This is a genomic window from Paraburkholderia sp. GAS333 (assembly GCF_050435665.1).
Taxonomy (GTDB): Bacteria; Pseudomonadota; Gammaproteobacteria; order Burkholderiales; family Burkholderiaceae; genus Paraburkholderia; species Paraburkholderia fungorum_A.
Genome location: NZ_JBNDKS010000007.1, coordinates 24,636 through 43,311 on the forward strand (window position 1 = coordinate 24,636; position 18,676 = coordinate 43,311).

Sequence of the window (18,676 nt, forward strand, 5' to 3'; positions counted from 1 at the left end):
GTTCCAGAATCGAGGTTCTCACTTTGTTTTGAAGGACGCATCACATGAACAGGTTAAATGGAAAGACTGCCGTAATCACCGGCGGCGCGACCGGCATCGGCCGCGCGGCGGCAAAGCGCTTCATCGACGAGGGCGCGTTCGTATTTATCTTCGGCCGCCGGCAAGCAGCGCTCGATGCGGCCGTGGCCGACCTCGGGCCGAAAGCCCGCGCGGTGAAGGGCTCGGTCTCCGATCTGGCGGATCTCGATCGACTGTACGCGGCGGTAAAGGCCGAACGTGGGACCCTCGACATCGTCTTCGCCAATGCCGGGGCGGGAAGCATGCTTCCGCTCGGGCAGATTACCGCTGAACACATCGACCAAACCTTCGACACCAACGTGAAGGGCACCATTTTCACGGTCCAGAAAGCGCTGCCGCTGATGAGCCAGGGCGGTTCGATCATCCTGACCGGATCGAGCGCCGGCACGACCGGCGCCCGGGCAATGAGCGCCTACAGCGCGAGCAAGGCGGCAGTGCGTAACCTCGCCCGGAGCTGGGCGGAAGACCTGAAGGGCAGCGGCATCCGGGTCAACGTGCTGTCACCCGGGGCGACCGCGACCGAACTCGCGAAGGAGGCGCTAGGCGAGGAAGGCCAGAAGGTCTTCGCCTCGATGACTCCGCTCCTGCGCATGGCTGACCCGGCGGAGATCGGGGCGGTGGCGGCCTTTCTCGCATCGTCGGACAGCAGCTTCATGACAGCCAGCGAGGTTGCCGTTGACGGCGGTCTGGCGCAACTTTGAGGAGAGCAATCAAATGGCACACTCACTAAAGGGCAAAACCGCTCTCGTTACAGGAGCATCGCGTGGCATCGGCCGCGCCATCGCCGAACGTCTTGCAAAGGACGGTGCGACGGTCGCACTGAGCTACAACGCCAGTCAATCCGCAGCAGACGAGGCAGTCGCGGCAATCGAGAAAGCCGGAGGCGCTGCGTTCGCGATCCATGCAGATCTCGTTGATCCGGCGAGCGTCCCGGCCCTGTTCGAGAAACTCGACGACGAATTCACCCGGCGCAACGGAAGCAAAGCCCTCGACATTCTGGTCAACAACGCCGGCAATTCTGGCTGGGTCGGCTTCAGGGACGCGACACCGGACAGTTGGGACACCCTGATGGCGGTGTACGCCCGCGCACCTTTCTTCATCGTTCAGGCCGCTCTGGATCGTCTCGCCGATGGTGGACGCATCATCAACATCTCTTCTGCTGCCGCCACGAAGCCCGTCACGGCAGCACCCGTCTACTCGATGGCCAAAGCGGCCATCAACAACCTGACCCACACGCTCGCGGCCGAGCTGGGGCCGCGCGGAATTACTGCGAACGCTGTCGCGCCGGGCTACACGCGGACGGACGCGAACGCCGCCTTCCGGGAGAATCCCGAGCTCGTGAAGGCAGTCGAGGCCGAAATCGCGCTGGGACGCTTCGGCGAACCTTCAGAAATCGCCGCCGTCGTGGCGTTCCTGGCTTCCGACGATGGTCACTGGGTGACCGGCCAGACGATTGAAGCGAGCGGCGGCTACAAGCTCTGACCGCGCAGGAAAACCAAAGGAGAATCTCATGAGCTACGCAATCATCGGTTTCGGCAAGATCGGCCAGGCTCTGGCCAAGGCGTTTGCCCGCAGCGGCATCGAAGTATCCGTTGCAACCACGCGTGACCCGGCGAGCTTTGCATCCGATGCGGCCGCGATCGGGCCCACGATCATTCCCACAACTCTGACGGAAGCCGTCAAAGCGGAAGTCGTCTTTCTGGCTGTCCGTTTCGAGTCGCACCCGGAGGTCGCAAAGACGCTGACCGACTGGAAAGGGAAGATCATCATCGACGCAATGAACACTCAAGCCCCGCTTGAGGAGCTGGACGGGCTCCCATCCTCGGCGGTCGTCGCGAAGGCGTTCACCGGGGCCGATCTGGTCAAAGGCTTCAACCATCTGGTCGCGGCCGTCCTTGGCCAGGACCCGGCCGTACACGGTGGCCGGAGAGTCGTGTTTCTCTCGAGCGACGACAACCGCGCCGCAACGGAAGTTGGTGCGCTTGCGGCAAGACTCGGTTTCGCGCCAGTCGAACTTGGCGGGACTTCTGAAGGCGGGCTGCTCGTTCATGCTCGCGGAACTAGCTGGGGGCAACTGATCTTCAAGGACTTGATCAAGTTCGACCGATGAATAACAACTGCCGGGAATATCCGCCAGGTCGAATAGCGGATTACCCGGCACAACCGAAGTTTGACCGTCCCAACGGGAAGGCTCAGGAATGACGCATCGTGGCTGCAACTTGACGGACTCACCATGAGCAGAGTTCGCGCGACTGCCGATGTTCGTAGTTCAGCTGCCGCGCGACAGCGACGCACCGCTTTTCAGTCGCTCGGATTGCGATGCGGGCGAGTGTCGGGTTTCGGAAGGAGGTGAATGAGTCTTGACGGCGCATATGGGACGATCAAGACCGCAGAGAGCAAACGTTCGCGATGTCGTCCGCTGCGTGTGGACACCATATGAAGCTTGCGCAGGAAATTTTTCCTTTGTCCCACTTGCGAACGAAAAATAATTACGGCAGCGTAGGCGCTCATTGAGTCATCGGAGTCACCACTCATGCCCTTACCCGGTAGGCTGCACCACATTGAGCTAAACGTCGCTTCACTAAAAGTCTCGCTAAAATTCTGGAAGCCACTTCTCGAGCGATTTGCATATGTCGAATACCAAGCTTGGGACAGCGGCCGGAGTTACAAACTCGATGACACATATATTGTTTTTGTTCAAGCCAGCGAGTCGCTGTCGGCGGACGGACACGATCGTAGACGCGTCGGATTGAATCATCTTGCATTCTCTGCTGCCTCACGCCAGCAGGTCGATGAGATAACGCTTTGGATACGGGAGAACAATTTCCGCCTCCTGTACGAAGATCGGCACCCATTCGCCGGTGGACCAGAACACTACGCACTCTATTGCGAGGATCCTGATCGCATTAAAGTCGAGGTGGTTGCACCGGCTTAGAAGTCTTGGGACGTGCATCGCGCGGATGCAGGTAAGCCTTCAATGTGCCCACAAATTCGACGATCTAGCAGCTGATCCGAACGTCTCAAACTGGCCGATAGGATGAGGTTCCCAGCGCCTGCTTATCGATGCTCCAGATCGAAAATCTGAATCTGGCTGGGTGACCGGTTTGGAGAAAGTCATCTGACCGAAGTGGGTCGGGAGGGTGAGTTCGTAAATGCAGGATGCTGCCGTTGAATTGGTCGCTGTGGCCAGCGTCAGCATTCCGCCACATTGCTGACGCACAAGCGGCACGCCCCAGTGACCGCAATGGCCGAATAGGGAATCGTTCCCTGAAAAGTTCGCCGAGGTTCCGGCGCCGCCAATCTCAGGATCATCGACCTATTCCATGGATCAATTTCGTCGTGGATCATGCGAATGCTAATCCCGCGTGAGATTTCCACGGACATTGCTCGAACGCCTGAAACCCTTTTCTGGCAAGCCTTTTTGTCATGTCCCTACTCCGCCAACTAACGGGTTCTATCGGCCAAACCATTCAGATACCTGATGATCGAGCGGCCGAATACGGATGACCGCGTCATACCTTTCAACGAAGGTTCACGTGGAATGTCCGATTCACGGGGCCAAAACCGCCCGAGCCAGATCTTTCGCACGGCTCTCATACGTTCCGAAGTTCTTGCGTCGCTCTCGCAAGGTCTCTGGAAGGCGGCAGGCCGAACAGACGGGCATATTCCCGGCTGAACTGATTAGGGCTTTCGTAGCCCACCCCGAATGCGATCGACGTCGCGCTTCCCTGCCCTGAGATCAGTTGCGACCGCGCGTGCAACAACCGGATTCGCTTCTGATACTGCAACGGACTTAACGCCGTCACTGCCTTGAAATGGCGATGAAACGCCGACACGCTCAATGCCGCCATTTCGGCCAGCGCATCCACCCTGATCGGCTCGGTAAAGTTGCGTCGTATCCAGTTGATTGCGACTCCGATCCGCGCAAGCGCCGTGTCCGGCGATGCGATGTCTCGCAGCATCCAGCCGAGCGGCCCCTGAAGCACCCGGAACAGAATCTCCCGCTCGTAAGCCGGCGCGAGCACTGCGATCTCGTCCGGCCGCTCCATCAGCCGGAGCATTCGAATCCAGGCGTCGAGAAGCTCGCCATTAACCGGCGCAACCGAGAACCCCGAACCGAACAGCGTGCTGCAGACCTGCGCGGGCAAATCGCGGATAAGCGCCGCGACGATAGCGGAGTCGAGAGTCAGGCTGACCGCAAGATACGGTTCGCCAGTCGCGGCCGGATGGACGGACCCGACGGCCGGCAGATCGACAGACATGACGAAGTAGGTCGCCGGATCATAGCGAAAGGTCCGGTCGCCGACCGTCATCGTTTTGGATCCCGTCAGGATCAGGTTGACCATTGGATCGTAGACAGCGGCGAGCTGGTGCTCGGGGATTTCACCCTGGACCATCGCGATACGCGGAATGCCGGTTTCCGTGCGCCTGTTCTCGGCCCCGGAAGCCAGTGCTCTCAGTTCTTGCAGTTGCTTGTCCATCGTCCGACCCTAACAGGGGCCACCTGGGTAAGCAAGGAGAAAGCAGAAATAGGCAAGTTTCGAGGAGGATCGGGTGAGTGCATGGTGATCGATATCCGTAGTCTCCTGTTACACCATACATAGCAGGAGAGATGCATGAAGATCGTCATCGTGACCGGAAGCAGTCGCGGCATTGGGGCCAGCACCGCACTCGAATGCGCGAAACGCGGGATGGGCGTGGTCGTCACTTACAACACCAACCCGGACGAAGTCGGCGGCGTCATCGCCAGCCTGCTGTCCTAAGAGAACCGCTGGATCAACGCCCAGAACATCGAAGTGGCCGGCGGCTACATCATCTAATAAAGGAGAAGGAATCATGCTCGACCACGTCTTTCTATCTGTGAGCGATATCGACCGCTCGATTGCGTTCTACGAGAAGACGCTTGCACCGCTCGGCATCGTCCATGCGCTCGACTACGACGGCAGTCAAGGCCCTGCCGGTCATCCCGATCTCAAGGGTTTCGGCGCGAACGGCCGCGTGTTCTTCTGGCTGCGTGAAGGTACGGTCGAAGGCCGCGCAGCCCATGTCGGTTTCGTCGCCAATGGCCAGCGCGAGGTCGATGCGGCCTTCACGGCAGCGATCTCGGCAGGCGCCACCGAAGTCCATCCGCCCGCTCCGCAGCTTCACTACGACCCTCGCTACTACGCGGCTCAGGTTCGCGACCCCGACGGCTACACCCTCGAATTCGTCTACAAGGAATGGCAGCACTGACATGAAGAAACTCATGATTTACGGCGCGACGGGCTACACCGGCCGTATGGCGGCCGAACACGCCGCGACAGCGGGCACCCCGCTTATCCTTGCAGGACGCAACGAAGCCACGCTTGCAGCGCTCGCGGCGACGCTCGATGTCGAGTATCGGGTCTTCACACTCGACGACACCACGGTGATTGATCGGTCACTGGACGACGTCGGCGTTCTCCTCAACTGCGCGGGCCCGTTCATCCGGACCGCCGAAGTGATGATGAAAGCCGGTATCCGCAATGGTGTCCATTATCTCGACGTCGCCGCGGAACTTGACGGCTATCGTCGGGCGGAAGTGCTCGACGTCGAGGCTGTAATTGCTGGCGTCATGCTCCTGCCGGGCAGCGGAGGCAGCGTCGCGATGCTCGGCTGCCTTGCCGGACACGCGGTTGCGAGAACGAAGAATCCCTCGTGTATCAAGGTGGCCTTGCATGTCTCAGGTGGTCTGTCCCGAGGCTCGGCCCTCAGCGCCATGGAAAGCGTCACCGCCGAAACTCTGGCGCGTGCAGACGGAAAGCTTGTTGTCCGGTCAGCCGGAGCCATCTGCAAACTCGACTTCGGCAAGGGTGCCGTCGACTGCTTTCAGGTGACGCTTCCCGATCTCATCACCCTCTGGCGGTCGACAAAGGTTCCGGACATTGAGACCTTCGTCCACGTGACGGGCGACGGATTTCCGCAAGGAGATCTCTCGACGCTTCCAGACGGACCGAGCGAGCAGGAACGGTTGGCCAATCGGTATCAGGCCGTGGTCGAGGTCACTGACTCCGACGGCACGGTCGTCCGATCGGTTCTCGATACGGTCAATGGCTACACGTTCACGGCGACCGCTGCCGCCGAGGCAGGCCGGCGCGTGCTGTCCGGCGAGGTCCGTCCGGGTTTCCAGACCCCCGCGCTGCTGTTTGGCAACGGCTTCGCGAGGTCAATCGCCGACACCAGCATCACCGACCTGTAAGGAGCCGCCCATGCAGAAGCTCGTCGATACATTCATCCAGGCCGCTAACGCTTTCGACGTCGAGAGCGCGCTGATCCTTTTCACGTCCGACGCTGTCATTGACGATGTTTCGGTTGGCGATGCCTTTGTCGGCACTGAAGGTATTCGCCTTTACCTCGAACAGTTCTTCGTTGGTTATAAAACCACCAGCAAGCTTTTATCGTTCGAGAGGCTGGACAACTCCAACGCGCTCGTTTGCCTCGATTTTACCGGCGACTTTGGTCACGAGATCGGGACGCTCAAGATCACTGCCGACGCTAACGGCCTCATCGAGCGCATCGACGCCGATCTCGATTAACCGTCGCAGCGCAACACCTGGCGCATGCAAACGCGCCGATGCCGGGGACGGCTTCACTTTGCAAGCCTCCGGAACAGCAAGGACAACTCCCATGACCCTATCGACATCACTAATCAGCGAGACCGCAGACAAGCTTGCGGTCGTCGATGCCCTCTATCGTTTTACCGCCGGCATCGATCTTCGTGACGAAAGCCTTTTATCGTCGTCTCTCGCAGAGAACGCGATATCGGACTTCCGTCCGGCTGCTGCTAAAGCCGGGTTCGACTATCCGGTCATCGAGGGCAGAGACGTTATCGTCGCGGCTTTGACCACCTCCCTTGCGACACTGGATACGACGCACTCTGTGACAAACCCGCGTGTCACTATCGACGGCGATCAAGCACACCTGGACGCGCTCGTGGAAGCCCAGCACGTCCCACGGAACGATCACACGCGCCATTATCTGATGAAGAATCGCTACGACGTCGAGTTGGCGAGAGAGGGAGACATCTGGGTCATCACGCGGAATACGGTCGACAACGTCTGGCGCTCCGGAGATCCTGCTGTTCTTTCTGTCGTATAGGGCGGCGCCCCGACCCGTTTGATTCGTTAGGGGACCTAGATGACTCAGTCGCTTTTAGCGGTATCGCAATCCGCTGGTTGATCGCCGGTGGAAGCTCGCCACACGTGAAAGCTGATTGACTCATCGACTCGCACATCCGAGCGAGTAGCGTGCGCTCACGCCGCTTATCAAGCGCATTTGTGAAGCCGAACCACGCCAATGACCTCATTGCATTCAAGGCCGACTCTTGACAAACTCGTGACAGCGCAGGCGGATCGATGATGACGCAGGACTTGCGTGCGGGCAACGCGGTCGAACACTACGGCAGTTCTATCCTGGCGTTCCGACTCGCGACAGCCTCAGCGAGCCATCGCCCGAACCCGCCGGGACGCGGCACGCATACGCCGGCATTTCTGCTTCGCCAACCATTGGAGTGATTCCTGAAGAACTCCAGCGGGAACCTCGTTGAATGTCGAACTGCGAATCAGGGATTCACTCGCGGCAATGTCATTGAACTGTCCCAGCTTATTTTGCACTGACGTCAATGCCTTGATGTCGCGTCCGCGACTATCGTTGAGAACGGGCTGAAAGAATTCGAGCAGATACCTGAGCTTCTTGCCTGCCTTGCGGACGTCGTGAAGATCTTCCTCGTGAGTAGGCTCGCCACGTGCCGCACGCTTACTGCGCTTTTGCAGCGTGCGTCGCGCCAGTCGGACGCGCTTTTTAGCGAATGTCCGAATGGGCAGATCACTGCAACACGACTGCAGCGTGGTTTGCGCGCCAAGCAGAACAGCGTGCAGAAACGCTTCAATATCGGCACTTTTGATCAAGGCCTGGCTATCCGCAACCGCCTGTGCACGCTTCTGCCTGACTGCGTCCATGAGCGGTTCGAGCGAGGTTCCCGACTCCTGCGCGGCACTCAGGAGATCGCCGACGATGTCCCAGTCACGCGTGCCGCCTGCCACCGCAGCGAGACGCCTGAATTCTTCGACGGCCTCCGCAGTCACCTCTGCTCCAAGATACGGTGAGTAGGCCCAGTACAGAGCACGCAGCTTTCTGAAAGCGACGCGAAGTTGATGAAAACCCTCGGCATCGCTTTTCGCGGATAACGCTCTTGCGCTTTGCACCGCTTCGGCAATCACCGGCGTCGCCAGTAACGAGAAGGTGCCGGCAACGGATTCCGTTTCGGCAAGTGACGAAGCGGCCGGTCGCCGCAATACTTTCAATCGGGTGTTGGGTCGTGGCAGGCGCCAGTCACTATCCAGATCCATTTCAACCCCAAGGTCGGACGAGAACATGTTTCGCTCAGACCTTATCACACCGCCCTTTTCCATCCGCCTCTTTTGTGACGAATTAATGAAGCATGCGGTTATATCTGGCCGCGCCGAACATTAAAGATCCGGCGCGGCGACTGCGCTTAATCAGAGGCAGACAGCCAGAAGGTCAATTCCGCGTCCGGCTTTTTTCCTGACGCAGGGAAGTACTTGTTTTGCCAATTGTCGTTTGGCTGAAGCCCTTGCCAGCTATCTTTGGTTCCGTACTGCGCAAGCAGATATCGCCAACGATAGTGGTCGTACACATCGAGAACATGGACGGTGTAAGCGCGCGCGAGGCTCTGATTTCCCTTGATGACAAGGAAATTCTCATCGTTGGTGAACGACGCCTTGTACCCGAGATTGTGGCTGCCCACCACCACCGTGCAGTTTTTCGGGTCGAACGGATCGATGACCACGATCTTGTCGTGAATGACCGCGTGACCCGCATTAAGCAGTTCCTTTTCCCACATGCCAAAGGTGTCGTCGATCGCGGTGGCCGGGATGACCTGTGCAGGATCATCTGGTTTCCGGTTGTTGTCGTGCAGATCAATGACGAAGTTACCCGCACGTTCGACGTTGGTCAGCGCGCCGCGTATGAACAGATTGGGATTGGCGACGAGAGCCTCGGCCGCCGCCTCGATAACGCTCGGCTTACCCGGATCAAAACACAGGAACAGGACGGCATGTTTTGCCGCCTTGATCAGCTCCTCGACGGCGGCCATATCGACCGGTGCAGTGGGATTTTTGGGCTTGTTTTTCTGCAACGTGTTCGGTGAGTACCAGACGGTCGCTTCCGCCGCTCCGGGGACATCGACTTTGACCGGCGTTTCATTTTCGGTGCGGAAGGTTTTTCCCTGCAACGCGTGTGCGTCGCCATTGGCGTCGTCGGTATCCTGCTTCAGTCTGTCCCAGTAATCCGAATAGGCCTGCGCGACGCTTGGAGAACGGATGATCAGGCTGTTATTCGTTTGCGCGCAAAGTCCAGTGGACGTCCAGTTGGTCGAGCCGGTCAGCACGGCGGCGGGCTTGCCCTTGCCGTCCAGGTAAAGGACAAACTTGTTATGACCGATATGGCTGCCATCAGGCAGGATTCGATCAAGGATATCGACGCCGGATTGATGCAGAGACTTTCTCGCCGGCTTGTTTTCTTTATCGGGGTCACCGCTGTCGCTATCGAAAGTGTTCGACAGGATGAGGTGCAGCCGCTTGTTGCCAATCAGGTACGACTCCAGTTCTTCGTCATTCAACTCGTAGAGAGCGGCATAACAATTCCCGCCTTCCTTATTCGCTTCGACAAGCAGTGCGGGCAACGCAGTCAGGAGATCGCTCGCTAGAGATTTGCGCAGCGCGTCTTTCGGGTCGGCTATCCGTTTTAACAGCGCGCCTTTATCGGGCGCTCCCGTACGTTTGCTAACGGGCACTTCGTGAGTGAGCGCCTGGGTGGCGAGAATTCCCCGGTTGAAATAAGCCTTCAATGAAGATTCCGCGCCGGTAGGGCCGTGGTCTTCGGATAGCGTCACGGGATTTGAGAAGAGCGGCCGCACGTCCGGATACGGAGTGAGCGTGGGGACACCCTTGGCGTCGAAACTTCCCTTCAGCGGAATGATCTGGTAGATGTACGGCCCCGGCGACGCGAGATCCGTCACATACAGGTCTTTCCAGAAGAGTTTCTGGATGGGCGCCTGCGCGGTGGTCCGGCCGCCCTTGCCTGCGGCAGGATCACCCGGAAAACTCGCCATGGCGGGTAACGACTCGCCCTGCGCTTCGTCGCTGGCGGTGTTCGCTGAACTGGCTGGAATGCGCCGAACGTCGCAACCCACGCAATCCTTGAGCTTATCCGCGAACGTCCAGGCAATCAGAATCACATCATTATTCGAAAACGCGATGCATTTCGTCGACATGTCTCTCTCCGTGTGAAGGCGCGCGAGGCGGGCTGCCCGATAAAGGGCAACCTCGCGAGAGTAGGCGACGAAAACGTCAGTTTTGAGGCAAGGCGCTCGCCTGACTTGAACGATGCCGAGATTGCAGCCTGGCTGATGAATCGTTGTGACGAAAGCGGTGACGGTTCGCAAGAGCCAGCGTCTGCTCTGGAGCTCCTGCGTGAAGGGGGCATGCAATTCAGGCAGACCAGACACAGCACGGGCACGGTGGCAGGCGTAAATAACAAGCCCGCCAAGCCCGAATTTCACCGACTTTCAAACCATACACATCGTAAAGCCACCGACTTCCGGCCTCTCAAAACCCATCCCGTGACACCCAACTCTTATATAAGATATAAGACGTTTGACACATACTACCTATCCCCATTAAAATTTAGCCGATAGCACTCCCCGGCACAGCCACGGCGGGCCGGGAAGCCCTCCCCCAAAACGCCAACACAGCCGGTTCCTCATGCTTGAAAACTTTCGCGCTCACGTAGCCACACGGGCGGCGCTCGGTATTCCTTCCCTGCCGCTGACCGCACAGCAAACCGCCGACCTGGTGGAACTTCTCAACAACCCGCCCGCAGGCGAAGAGCAGACCCTGCTCGACCTGATCACCAACCGCGTGCCCGCCGGGGTCGACGAGGCCGCCCGCGTGAAGGCCGGCTTCCTCGCTGCCGTCGCGCAGGGCAAATCCCCCTGCACACTGATCTCGCGCGCTCGCGCCACGGAACTGCTCGGCACCATGCTTGGCGGTTACAACATCCAGCCGCTGATCGAACTGCTGTCTGACGCGGAAGTGGGCACGGTTGCCGCCGAAGCGCTGAAGAAAACCTTGCTGATGTTCGACGCGTTCCACGACGTCAAGGAACTCGCCGACAAGGGCAACGCCAACGCACAGGCCGTGTTGAAAAGCTGGGCCGACGCCGAATGGTTCACGAGCCGCCCGGAAGTGCCGCAAAGCCTGACCATCACCGTGTTCAAGGTGACGGGCGAAACCAACACCGACGACCTCTCGCCGGCGCCGGACGCGACCACCCGCCCGGATATCCCGTTGCACGCGCTGGCCATGCTGAAGAACGCGCGTCCGGGCATCACGCCCGAAGAAGACGGCAAGCGCGGACCGGTCAAGTTCATCGAATCGCTGAAAGAAAAAGGCCATCTGGTCGCCTACGTCGGCGACGTGGTCGGCACGGGCTCGTCGCGCAAGTCGGCCACCAACTCGGTGCTGTGGTTCACGGGCGAAGACATCCCCTTCATCCCGAACAAGCGCTTCGGCGGCGTGTGCCTCGGCGGCAAGATCGCGCCGATCTTCTACAACACCATGGAAGACGCGGGCGCGCTGCCCATCGAACTCGATGTGTCGCAAATGGAAATGGGCGACGTGGTCGAACTGCGTCCCTACGAAGGCAAGGCACTGAAGAACGGCGCGGTCATCGCCGAATTCCAGGTCAAGTCCGACGTGCTGTTCGACGAAGTGCGCGCTGGCGGCCGGATTCCCCTCATCATCGGCCGTGGCCTGACTGCCAAGGCACGTGAAGCGCTCGGCCTGGCTCCGTCCACCCTGTTCCGCCTGCCGCAACAGCCGGCAAGCAGCGCCAAGGGCTTCTCGCTCGCGCAGAAGATGGTCGGCCGTGCATGCGGCCTGCCGGAAGGCCAGGGCGTGCGCCCGGGCACCTACTGCGAACCGAAGATGACCTCGGTCGGCTCGCAGGACACCACCGGCCCGATGACCCGCGACGAACTGAAAGACCTGGCGTGCCTCGGCTTCTCCGCCGACCTCGTCATGCAGTCGTTCTGCCACACCGCCGCTTATCCGAAGCCGGTCGACGTCAAGACGCACCAGACGCTGCCGAACTTCATCAGCAATCGTGGCGGCATCGCGCTGCGTCCGGGCGACGGCGTGATCCACTCGTGGCTGAACCGCATGCTGCTGCCGGACACGGTCGGCACCGGCGGCGATTCGCACACGCGCTTCCCGATCGGCATCAGCTTCCCCGCAGGTTCGGGTCTGGTCGCGTTCGCCGCAGCCACCGGCACGATGCCGCTGGATATGCCGGAATCGGTGCTGGTTCGCTTCAAGGGCAAGATGCAGCCGGGCGTCACGTTGCGCGACCTCGTCAACGCGATCCCGCTGTACGCAATCAAGCAAGGCACGCTGACGGTCGCCAAGCAGGGCAAGAAGAACATTTTCTCGGGCCGCGTTCTGGAAATCGAAGGTCTGCCCGATCTGAAGGTCGAGCAGGCATTCGAGTTGTCCGATGCATCCGCCGAGCGTTCGGCTGCGGGTTGCACGGTGCACCTGAACAAGGAACCGATCATCGAGTACCTGAACAGCAACGTCACGCTGCTCAAGTGGATGATCGCGCAGGGTTATCAGGACCCGCGTAGCCTCCAGCGCCGCATCAAGGCAATGGAAGCTTGGCTCGCCGACCCGCAACTGCTGTCGCCGGACGCGGACGCTGAGTACGCCGCCGTCATCGAGATCGACCTCGCCGACATCCACGAGCCGATCGTTGCCTGCCCGAACGACCCGGACGACGTGAAGACGCTGTCCGACGTCGCCGGTGCCAAGATCGACGAAGTGTTCATCGGTTCGTGCATGACCAACATCGGTCACTTCCGCGCCGCGTCGAAGCTGCTGGAAGGCAAGCGCGACATTCCGGTCAAGCTGTGGGTCGCGCCGCCGACCAAGATGGATCAGAAGCAACTGACCGAAGAGGGCCACTACGGCGTGTTCGGCACGGCCGGTGCGCGCACCGAAATGCCGGGCTGCTCGCTGTGCATGGGCAACCAGGCACAGGTGCGCGAAGGCGCGACGGTCATGTCCACGTCGACCCGTAACTTCCCGAACCGTCTGGGCAAGAACACGAACGTGTATCTCGGCTCGGCCGAACTGGCCGCCATCTGCTCGCGTCTGGGCAAGATTCCGACCAAAGAGGAATACATGGCCGACATGGGCGTGCTGACCGCGAGTAGCGATCAAATCTACCAATACATGAACTTCGACCAGATCGAAGACTTCAAGGACGTGGCAGATACCGTCGCCATGTAAATGTGATGGCGAGCCATGGCGCACTGCGCGTTATGGCTCACGAAAAAAAGCGCTGCAGGTGTCGAACCTGCAGCGTTTTTTTTATGAAAATCGAATTGGTCAACCCAACATCCCTCCCAGCTGCCCGGCACGCAGGAATAGTCGCGCCCCCTTACGCGGGCCGCCGCATGCCAGTCGCGTTATCTTCCGTAAATTGCTAAGCACCTCAGCAACCCGTTCATATCGATAGCGGGATTAGTTGGTTTCAGCATCGCCCTCATGTTGTTTAGAGTCGTCGGGCAAGCCTCCCGGCCTTCCCTGATTCACGACATGAAGACATGAAAAACCTACACGACACACTGAGACACACCCTCCTCGCGCTGCTGGCTGTTTCCGCCTTCGGTGCCCAGGTCTCTGCCCGCGCGCAGGACGACACAGCGGACAAAAACGTGCCCTCGCTCAAGGGCAAACGGATCGGCATCACGGCTGCGGGCACCGATCACTACTGGGACCTGAAGGCCTATCAAGGCGCGGTCGACGAAGTCAAACGCCTGGGCGGCACGCCGATCGCGCTTGATGCCGGCCGTAACGACAACCGACAGATTGCGCAGATCCAGACGCTGATCGCGCAGAAGCCGGACGCAATCGTCGAACAGCTCGGCACGGCCAGTGTGCTGGAGCCGTGGTTGCAGAAAATCCGCCAGGCGGGCATACCGCTCTTCACGATCGATACCGCGTCGCCGTCGAGCCTGAACGACACCACGTCGGACAACTTCTTCATTGGCGAACAGCTGGCGCTGAAGCTCGTCAACGACATCCACGGCGAAGGCAACATCCTCGTCTTCAACGGCTTCTACGGGGTACCCGTTTGCGCGATCCGCTATGACCAGCTGAAGGCGGTATTGAAGTACTACCCGAAGGTTCACATCATCGAACCCGAACTGCGCGACGTCATTCCAAACACGGTGCAGAGCGCGTATGCGCAGGTCAGCCAGCTGCTCGCGAAGTATCCGAAGGGTCAGGTTTCGGCGATCTGGGCGGCCTGGGACGTGCCACAGGTCGGCGCAACGCAAGCGGTGGACGCCGCGCATCGCTCCGAAATCAAAACCTACGCGGTGGACGGCAGTCCCGATGTGGTCAACCTGGTCAAGGACCAGAAGTCGAGCGCTGCGGCCGTCGTCGCGCAACAGCCCGCATTGATCGGCAAGACCGCCGTCGACAATGTCGCGCGTTATCTGGCGGGTCAGAAAGATTTGCCGCCGTACACGTACGTGCCGTCGATTCTCGTCACGAAAGACAATGCCGGCTCCATTCAGCAGACCCTCGGACAAGTCGCGCAGAACGGCGTTGTCGCAGCGAAATGACAGCGGACGTGGCCGCCCCTGCCCTCGCGCTGCGCGATATCGTCAAGGAGTTCAACGGCGTACCCGCACTTCGGGGCGCGTCGCTGGCGGTTGAACGCGGCACGGTGCACGGTCTGATCGGGCAGAACGGTGCCGGTAAATCGACGCTGATCAAGATTCTCGCCGGGCTGCACTCAGCCGATAGCGGCGCGATCGCGGTTGACGGCGTGGACGTGAGTCTGACCGGAAGCGCGTCGCGCGACGCACTTTCGCAGATCGGCTTCATCCATCAGGAGCGCCTGCTGCCCGCCACGTTCACCGTGGCCGAGGCGTTGCTGATCGGCAGCGAGCCGACACTCGGCAATGGCGGCAAGCGTGGCGGCCGCTTCGGCCGGCACCGCTCCGCTGCCGGCATCCTCGATGTGCGCCGGATGCAACGTGAGGCGCGCGCCGCGATCGCCACGCACTTCGACATCGATCTTGCACCCAACCGGTTGATCGCCGAGTTGAGCGTCGCCGAGCAGCAGATCGTGCAGATTTGCCGTGCGCTGATGCGCGAACCGCGCATTCTGGTTTTCGATGAACCCACGGCGGCGCTCGTCAATCGCGAAGTCGGACGATTACTTCAGACCATCGACCACCTGCGTCAACGTGGCCTGACGATTCTCTACGTTTCCCACCACCTGAATGAGATCGCGGCGATCTGCGATCGCGTCACGGTGTTGCGCGACGGCAAGGATGTTGCCCATGTCGACGCCCGCACGACATCGACCGAGACGCTGGTCAACGCCATGATCGGCGTCGAACTGGCCAGGCGCACCGCACGGCCCGCACGAACCGTCGGCAGGCCGTTGCTGTCGGTACAGGGGCTCAGCGCGGACAACCGCTTCGAACAGGTGTCGTTCGAGTTGCGGCGCGGTGAAATCGTGGGCGTGACGGGCCTGCTCGGCTCTGGCGGCAAGCAACTCGTGCGCAGCCTGTTCGGTCTGGAGCGAAATGTACGCGGCGAGATCGCCATCGACGGCAAACCGCTTCGCCTGCGACGGCCTGCCGATGCAGTGCGAGCCGGTATCGCCTTTGTTCCCGAGGACCGTCGCGCACATGGCGTCGCTCCGTCGCTGAGTGTGCGCGAAAACATCACGCTGCCGAATCTTGCGCGGTTCAGCCGCTTCGGACTGATCGGCAGAAGCAATGAGCGCGCCGCCGTGCGTCAGATGATCGACGCGCTCAATATACGCACGCCCGGCGCGGAAGCACCCGTGCGTCATCTATCAGGCGGCAACCAGCAGAAGGTGGCGTTGGCGAAATGGCTGATACGCGGATCGAGTCACGCGGCACCGGTTTATCTGCTCGACGAGCCGACCGTGGGCGTCGACATCGGTGCGAAGGCCGAGATTTATCGACTGCTCGACCGGCTTGCGAATGAGGGCGCGGCAGTCCTGCTGTTTTCGAGCGACCTGATCGAGCTACTCGAGGTGACCGACCGGGTTCTGGTGATGACGCGTGGACGCATCGTCAAGGAACTGATCTCGCGAGAGGCCGACAGTCAGGACGTGCTTGCCTGGGCCACGGGCGCACGTAGTGCCACGCCCCCCGACATAACGCCAACCACCGGACTACCTTTGCCCAAGGAAACCGCAGCATGAGCAACGCGCTCGACAGTGCCTCCCCACGCCCCCGTCTCGCACTGCCGGCGGGATGGTTCGGCGCGCAGTTCTGGCTACGCGGAGGTGCCGTGCTGGCCTTTGCGGTGGTGTTCTTTTCGTTCGCCGCGAGTTCGCCGCTGTTTCTGAGCGTGAGCAATCTGGCGAACGTGATGCAGCAATCGGTTGTCGTCGGCATTCTCGGCTTTGGGCTGACAGCGGTGCTGATTGGCGGCGGTGCGGACCCGATCAAGGGCGGGCTCGATCTGTCTATCGCGGCGAACATGGGCTGGTGCGCCGCAGTCTATGCCGTGACGCTGCGCCACGGTCTGCCCGAAAGCGCGGCGCTCGCGCTCACCGTCGCGGCCGGTGCGGCCCTCGGCGTGCTGAACGCATTTGCCGTCATCGTGCTCGGCATCTTTCCGCTACTCGCCACGCTGACCACGATGAATATAGCCGCAGGGCTCGAACTCGTCCTCACGCAGAACACCTCCGTTCCAGTTGCGTCGCCGGTGATGGCGTTCCTGCTGGACAGCGACCGGTTCAACGTGCCGCATCTCGCTTACGCCCTGGTCATCGTCGCCGCGCTTTTTACCACGCTGATTCACTACACGCCGTTCGGCTTGCGACTTCGCGCTACCGGTGCGCATCGCGACGCGGCCCGGGCGGCGGGGATCGCGACCCGACGCTATGTCGGGGCAAGCTACGTCCTCAGCGGTATCGCGGCTGCGCTCGCGGCGCTGGCATCGTCGGCGTTGTTGAGCGGTAGTTCGCCGGGCGCTGGCGAGAACCTGCTGGCGGTCGTTGCCGCCGCCCTGCTGGGTGTCGTGTTCTCGCGGCGGCTCGTACCCACTATTCCGGGCACCCTACTCGCCGTGCTGTTTATCGGCATCATCAACAACGGCTTTCAACTCGACAATGTGTCGAGCTATTGGGTCAACGGCGTCGAGGGCGCGCTGATTCTGTTCGTCGTTGCGACCACCGCTGTGATCCGTCGAAGCCACACCGGGAACCATGCGAATGATTGAACGGATTGCCCATCTGCAACGCTACGCGCTGATAATCGCGCTGCTTGCCGTAGTCGCCTTCTTCGCGATTGTCGCTCCGGGTTTTGCACGCCCCGCCAATCTCGCGGATGTCCTGCTCAACAATTTCGCGCTACTGGCGATTGCCTCGCTTGGGATGACGCTGGCCTTATCGATTGGTGCAATCGATCTGTCACTAGGCACGTCGATCGACGTTGCCAGTCTCGTGTTCGTCTTGCTGAGCGCACATCAGACGAGTCTGCCCATCGCCCTCGTTGGCGGGCTCGCGGCTGCGCTCACAGTCGGCGCATTGAACAGCGTGCTGATTGCGAGCCTGGGCATTGCGCCGTTCCTCGCGACGCTCGGCACGTTGTTCATCGGACAGACGGTCCAGCAACTCGCCACCGATGGCGGACAACCCGTCTATCTGTTGAGCGTACCGTTGTCGTCCTATTTCAGCGAACTGGCTCACGGCGCACTTTGGGGAGTACCCGTGCCGTTATGCGTCGTCGCGCTGCTCGCGGTCGCGGTCCACGTGGTGTTGGCCCGCTCGGTGTTCGGGCGGCACGCGAGCGCACTCGGAGAGCAGCCGGGCGTCGCGCGTTACTCGGGACTCCCGGTGGGCGCGATCATTTCGTGGACCTTTATCGCCAGTGCGTTGATCTATGGGGTGGTCGGCGTGCTGTTGTCGTCGACGGTGAAGGCGTACGTGCCTCAGGCGGGAAACGGGTTTCTGCTCAACGCGATTGGCGCGACGTTCATCGGCACGACGCTTTCTCCGACGCGGCGACCCGGTGTCACCGGCACGCTGCTGGGAGTCCTGCTGATCAGCCTCGTTGCCAACGGCTTGTTGCTGATCGGATGGAATTTTTATTGGCAACAGGTCGCCACCGGCGTGCTGATTTTCGCGGTGCTCGCGCTGAGCTTCGTACAGCGCGGCGGCCGGTACGCGTGAAGCGCGGGAGCTTGCCGTCGAGCCACGACGAGAGCTTCAGTCGGGTAGGGATTCCACACGAAATGGAACAACAGGCGCTGACAATCACCCGAGATAGGAGAGGTGTGTCGCTTCTCTTCTATTTGGCTTTCGATTTCCGCCGCACAACTGTCGTGCATGCTCCAGGGCAGCGTTAGTCAACCACAGTAAATTATCCCTACTGTGCTACGTGAGAGAGCAACCGTGTGCCATCTCTCTTGCGGAACCGCATACAAAACGTATACTT

General features: G+C 60.6%; 17 protein-coding genes. 14 read left to right on the forward strand and 3 right to left on the reverse strand.

What is annotated here, in order from left to right:
• Positions 1 to 44 precede the first annotated feature (44 nt).
• The 4 genes from ABH945_RS29720 (at position 45) to ABH945_RS29735 (ending at position 3,013) form a co-directional block, all read left to right on the forward strand.
• The gene (locus ABH945_RS29720; protein WP_429253010.1) at positions 45 to 779 is read left to right on the forward strand and encodes an SDR family NAD(P)-dependent oxidoreductase; all 735 of its coding nucleotides are present in this window, start codon (positions 45 to 47) and stop codon (positions 777 to 779) included.
• A gap of 13 nt (positions 780 to 792) precedes the next feature.
• Entirely contained in the window at positions 793 to 1,560 is a 768-nt protein-coding gene (locus ABH945_RS29725) for an SDR family NAD(P)-dependent oxidoreductase (protein WP_074772859.1), read from the forward strand.
• Entirely contained in the window at positions 1,532 to 2,188 is a 657-nt protein-coding gene (locus tag ABH945_RS29730; protein WP_429253011.1) for an NADPH-dependent F420 reductase, read from the forward strand. The genes ABH945_RS29725 and ABH945_RS29730 overlap by 29 nt, the downstream gene beginning before the upstream one ends.
• Positions 2,189 to 2,611: 423 nt before the next feature.
• Positions 2,612 to 3,013: a VOC family protein gene (locus tag ABH945_RS29735; protein ID WP_429253012.1), complete on the forward strand. Its 402-nt coding sequence runs from the start codon at positions 2,612 to 2,614 to the stop codon at positions 3,011 to 3,013.
• A gap of 658 nt (positions 3,014 to 3,671) precedes the next feature.
• Here ABH945_RS29735 and ABH945_RS29740 read toward each other — a convergent pair.
• Positions 3,672 to 4,559 (reverse strand): AraC family transcriptional regulator, encoded by an 888-nt coding sequence (locus ABH945_RS29740; protein WP_074772852.1) that lies wholly within the window; start codon positions 4,557 to 4,559, stop codon positions 3,672 to 3,674.
• 135 nt (positions 4,560 to 4,694) lie between these two features.
• On the opposite strand from ABH945_RS29740, the gene ABH945_RS29745 reads away from it, so the two are divergent.
• The 5 genes from ABH945_RS29745 to ABH945_RS29765 all read left to right on the forward strand — a co-directional run bounded on the left by ABH945_RS29745 (position 4,695) and on the right by ABH945_RS29765 (position 7,194).
• Complete coding sequence (locus ABH945_RS29745) at positions 4,695 to 4,841, forward strand: SDR family NAD(P)-dependent oxidoreductase (protein WP_429253013.1); 147 nt, start codon at positions 4,695 to 4,697, stop codon at positions 4,839 to 4,841.
• 73 nt (positions 4,842 to 4,914) lie between these two features.
• A complete protein-coding gene (locus ABH945_RS29750) occupies positions 4,915 to 5,310 on the forward strand; it encodes a VOC family protein (RefSeq protein ID WP_429253014.1) in 396 nt (131 codons plus the stop codon).
• A gap of 1 nt (position 5,311) precedes the next feature.
• Positions 5,312 to 6,295, forward strand: a complete 984-nt coding sequence (locus ABH945_RS29755; RefSeq protein ID WP_429253015.1) for a saccharopine dehydrogenase NADP-binding domain-containing protein — start codon at positions 5,312 to 5,314, stop codon at positions 6,293 to 6,295.
• A gap of 10 nt (positions 6,296 to 6,305) precedes the next feature.
• Positions 6,306 to 6,632, forward strand: coding sequence for a nuclear transport factor 2 family protein (locus ABH945_RS29760; protein ID WP_429253016.1), 327 nt, complete (start codon positions 6,306 to 6,308; stop codon positions 6,630 to 6,632).
• A gap of 91 nt (positions 6,633 to 6,723) precedes the next feature.
• On the forward strand, positions 6,724 to 7,194 hold the full coding sequence (locus tag ABH945_RS29765; protein ID WP_429253017.1) for a nuclear transport factor 2 family protein: 471 nt from the start codon (positions 6,724 to 6,726) through the stop codon (positions 7,192 to 7,194).
• Between the two features lie 338 nt (positions 7,195 to 7,532).
• Here the strand turns inward: ABH945_RS29765 and ABH945_RS29770 are convergent, their stop codons facing one another.
• Together ABH945_RS29770 and ABH945_RS29775 are read right to left on the reverse strand one after the other, a co-directional pair.
• Complete coding sequence (locus tag ABH945_RS29770; protein ID WP_429253170.1) at positions 7,533 to 8,444, reverse strand: CHAD domain-containing protein; 912 nt, start codon at positions 8,442 to 8,444, stop codon at positions 7,533 to 7,535.
• Positions 8,445 to 8,590: 146 nt separating this feature from the next.
• Positions 8,591 to 10,390, reverse strand: a complete 1,800-nt coding sequence (locus ABH945_RS29775) for a phospholipase D-like domain-containing protein (RefSeq protein ID WP_429253018.1) — start codon at positions 10,388 to 10,390, stop codon at positions 8,591 to 8,593.
• 490 nt (positions 10,391 to 10,880) lie between these two features.
• On the opposite strand from ABH945_RS29775, the gene acnB reads away from it, so the two are divergent.
• The 5 genes from acnB to ABH945_RS29800 all read left to right on the forward strand — a co-directional run bounded on the left by acnB (position 10,881) and on the right by ABH945_RS29800 (position 18,411).
• Positions 10,881 to 13,466 carry a bifunctional aconitate hydratase 2/2-methylisocitrate dehydratase gene (gene acnB / locus ABH945_RS29780; RefSeq protein WP_074772830.1) on the forward strand — a complete coding sequence of 862 codons (2,586 nt, stop codon included), beginning with the start codon at positions 10,881 to 10,883 and terminating at the stop codon, positions 13,464 to 13,466.
• 317 nt (positions 13,467 to 13,783) lie between these two features.
• Complete coding sequence (locus ABH945_RS29785; protein ID WP_429253019.1) at positions 13,784 to 14,809, forward strand: sugar ABC transporter substrate-binding protein; 1,026 nt, start codon at positions 13,784 to 13,786, stop codon at positions 14,807 to 14,809.
• The gene (locus tag ABH945_RS29790) at positions 14,806 to 16,434 is read left to right on the forward strand and encodes a sugar ABC transporter ATP-binding protein (protein ID WP_429253020.1); all 1,629 of its coding nucleotides are present in this window, start codon (positions 14,806 to 14,808) and stop codon (positions 16,432 to 16,434) included. Before ABH945_RS29785 ends, ABH945_RS29790 begins: the two co-directional genes overlap by 4 nt.
• Positions 16,431 to 17,459: an ABC transporter permease gene (locus ABH945_RS29795; protein ID WP_429253021.1), complete on the forward strand. Its 1,029-nt coding sequence runs from the start codon at positions 16,431 to 16,433 to the stop codon at positions 17,457 to 17,459. The genes ABH945_RS29790 and ABH945_RS29795 overlap by 4 nt, the downstream gene beginning before the upstream one ends.
• Positions 17,452 to 18,411, forward strand: coding sequence for an ABC transporter permease (locus tag ABH945_RS29800; RefSeq protein ID WP_429253022.1), 960 nt, complete (start codon positions 17,452 to 17,454; stop codon positions 18,409 to 18,411). The genes ABH945_RS29795 and ABH945_RS29800 overlap by 8 nt, the downstream gene beginning before the upstream one ends.
• The last annotated feature ends 265 nt before the right edge of the window (positions 18,412 to 18,676 follow it).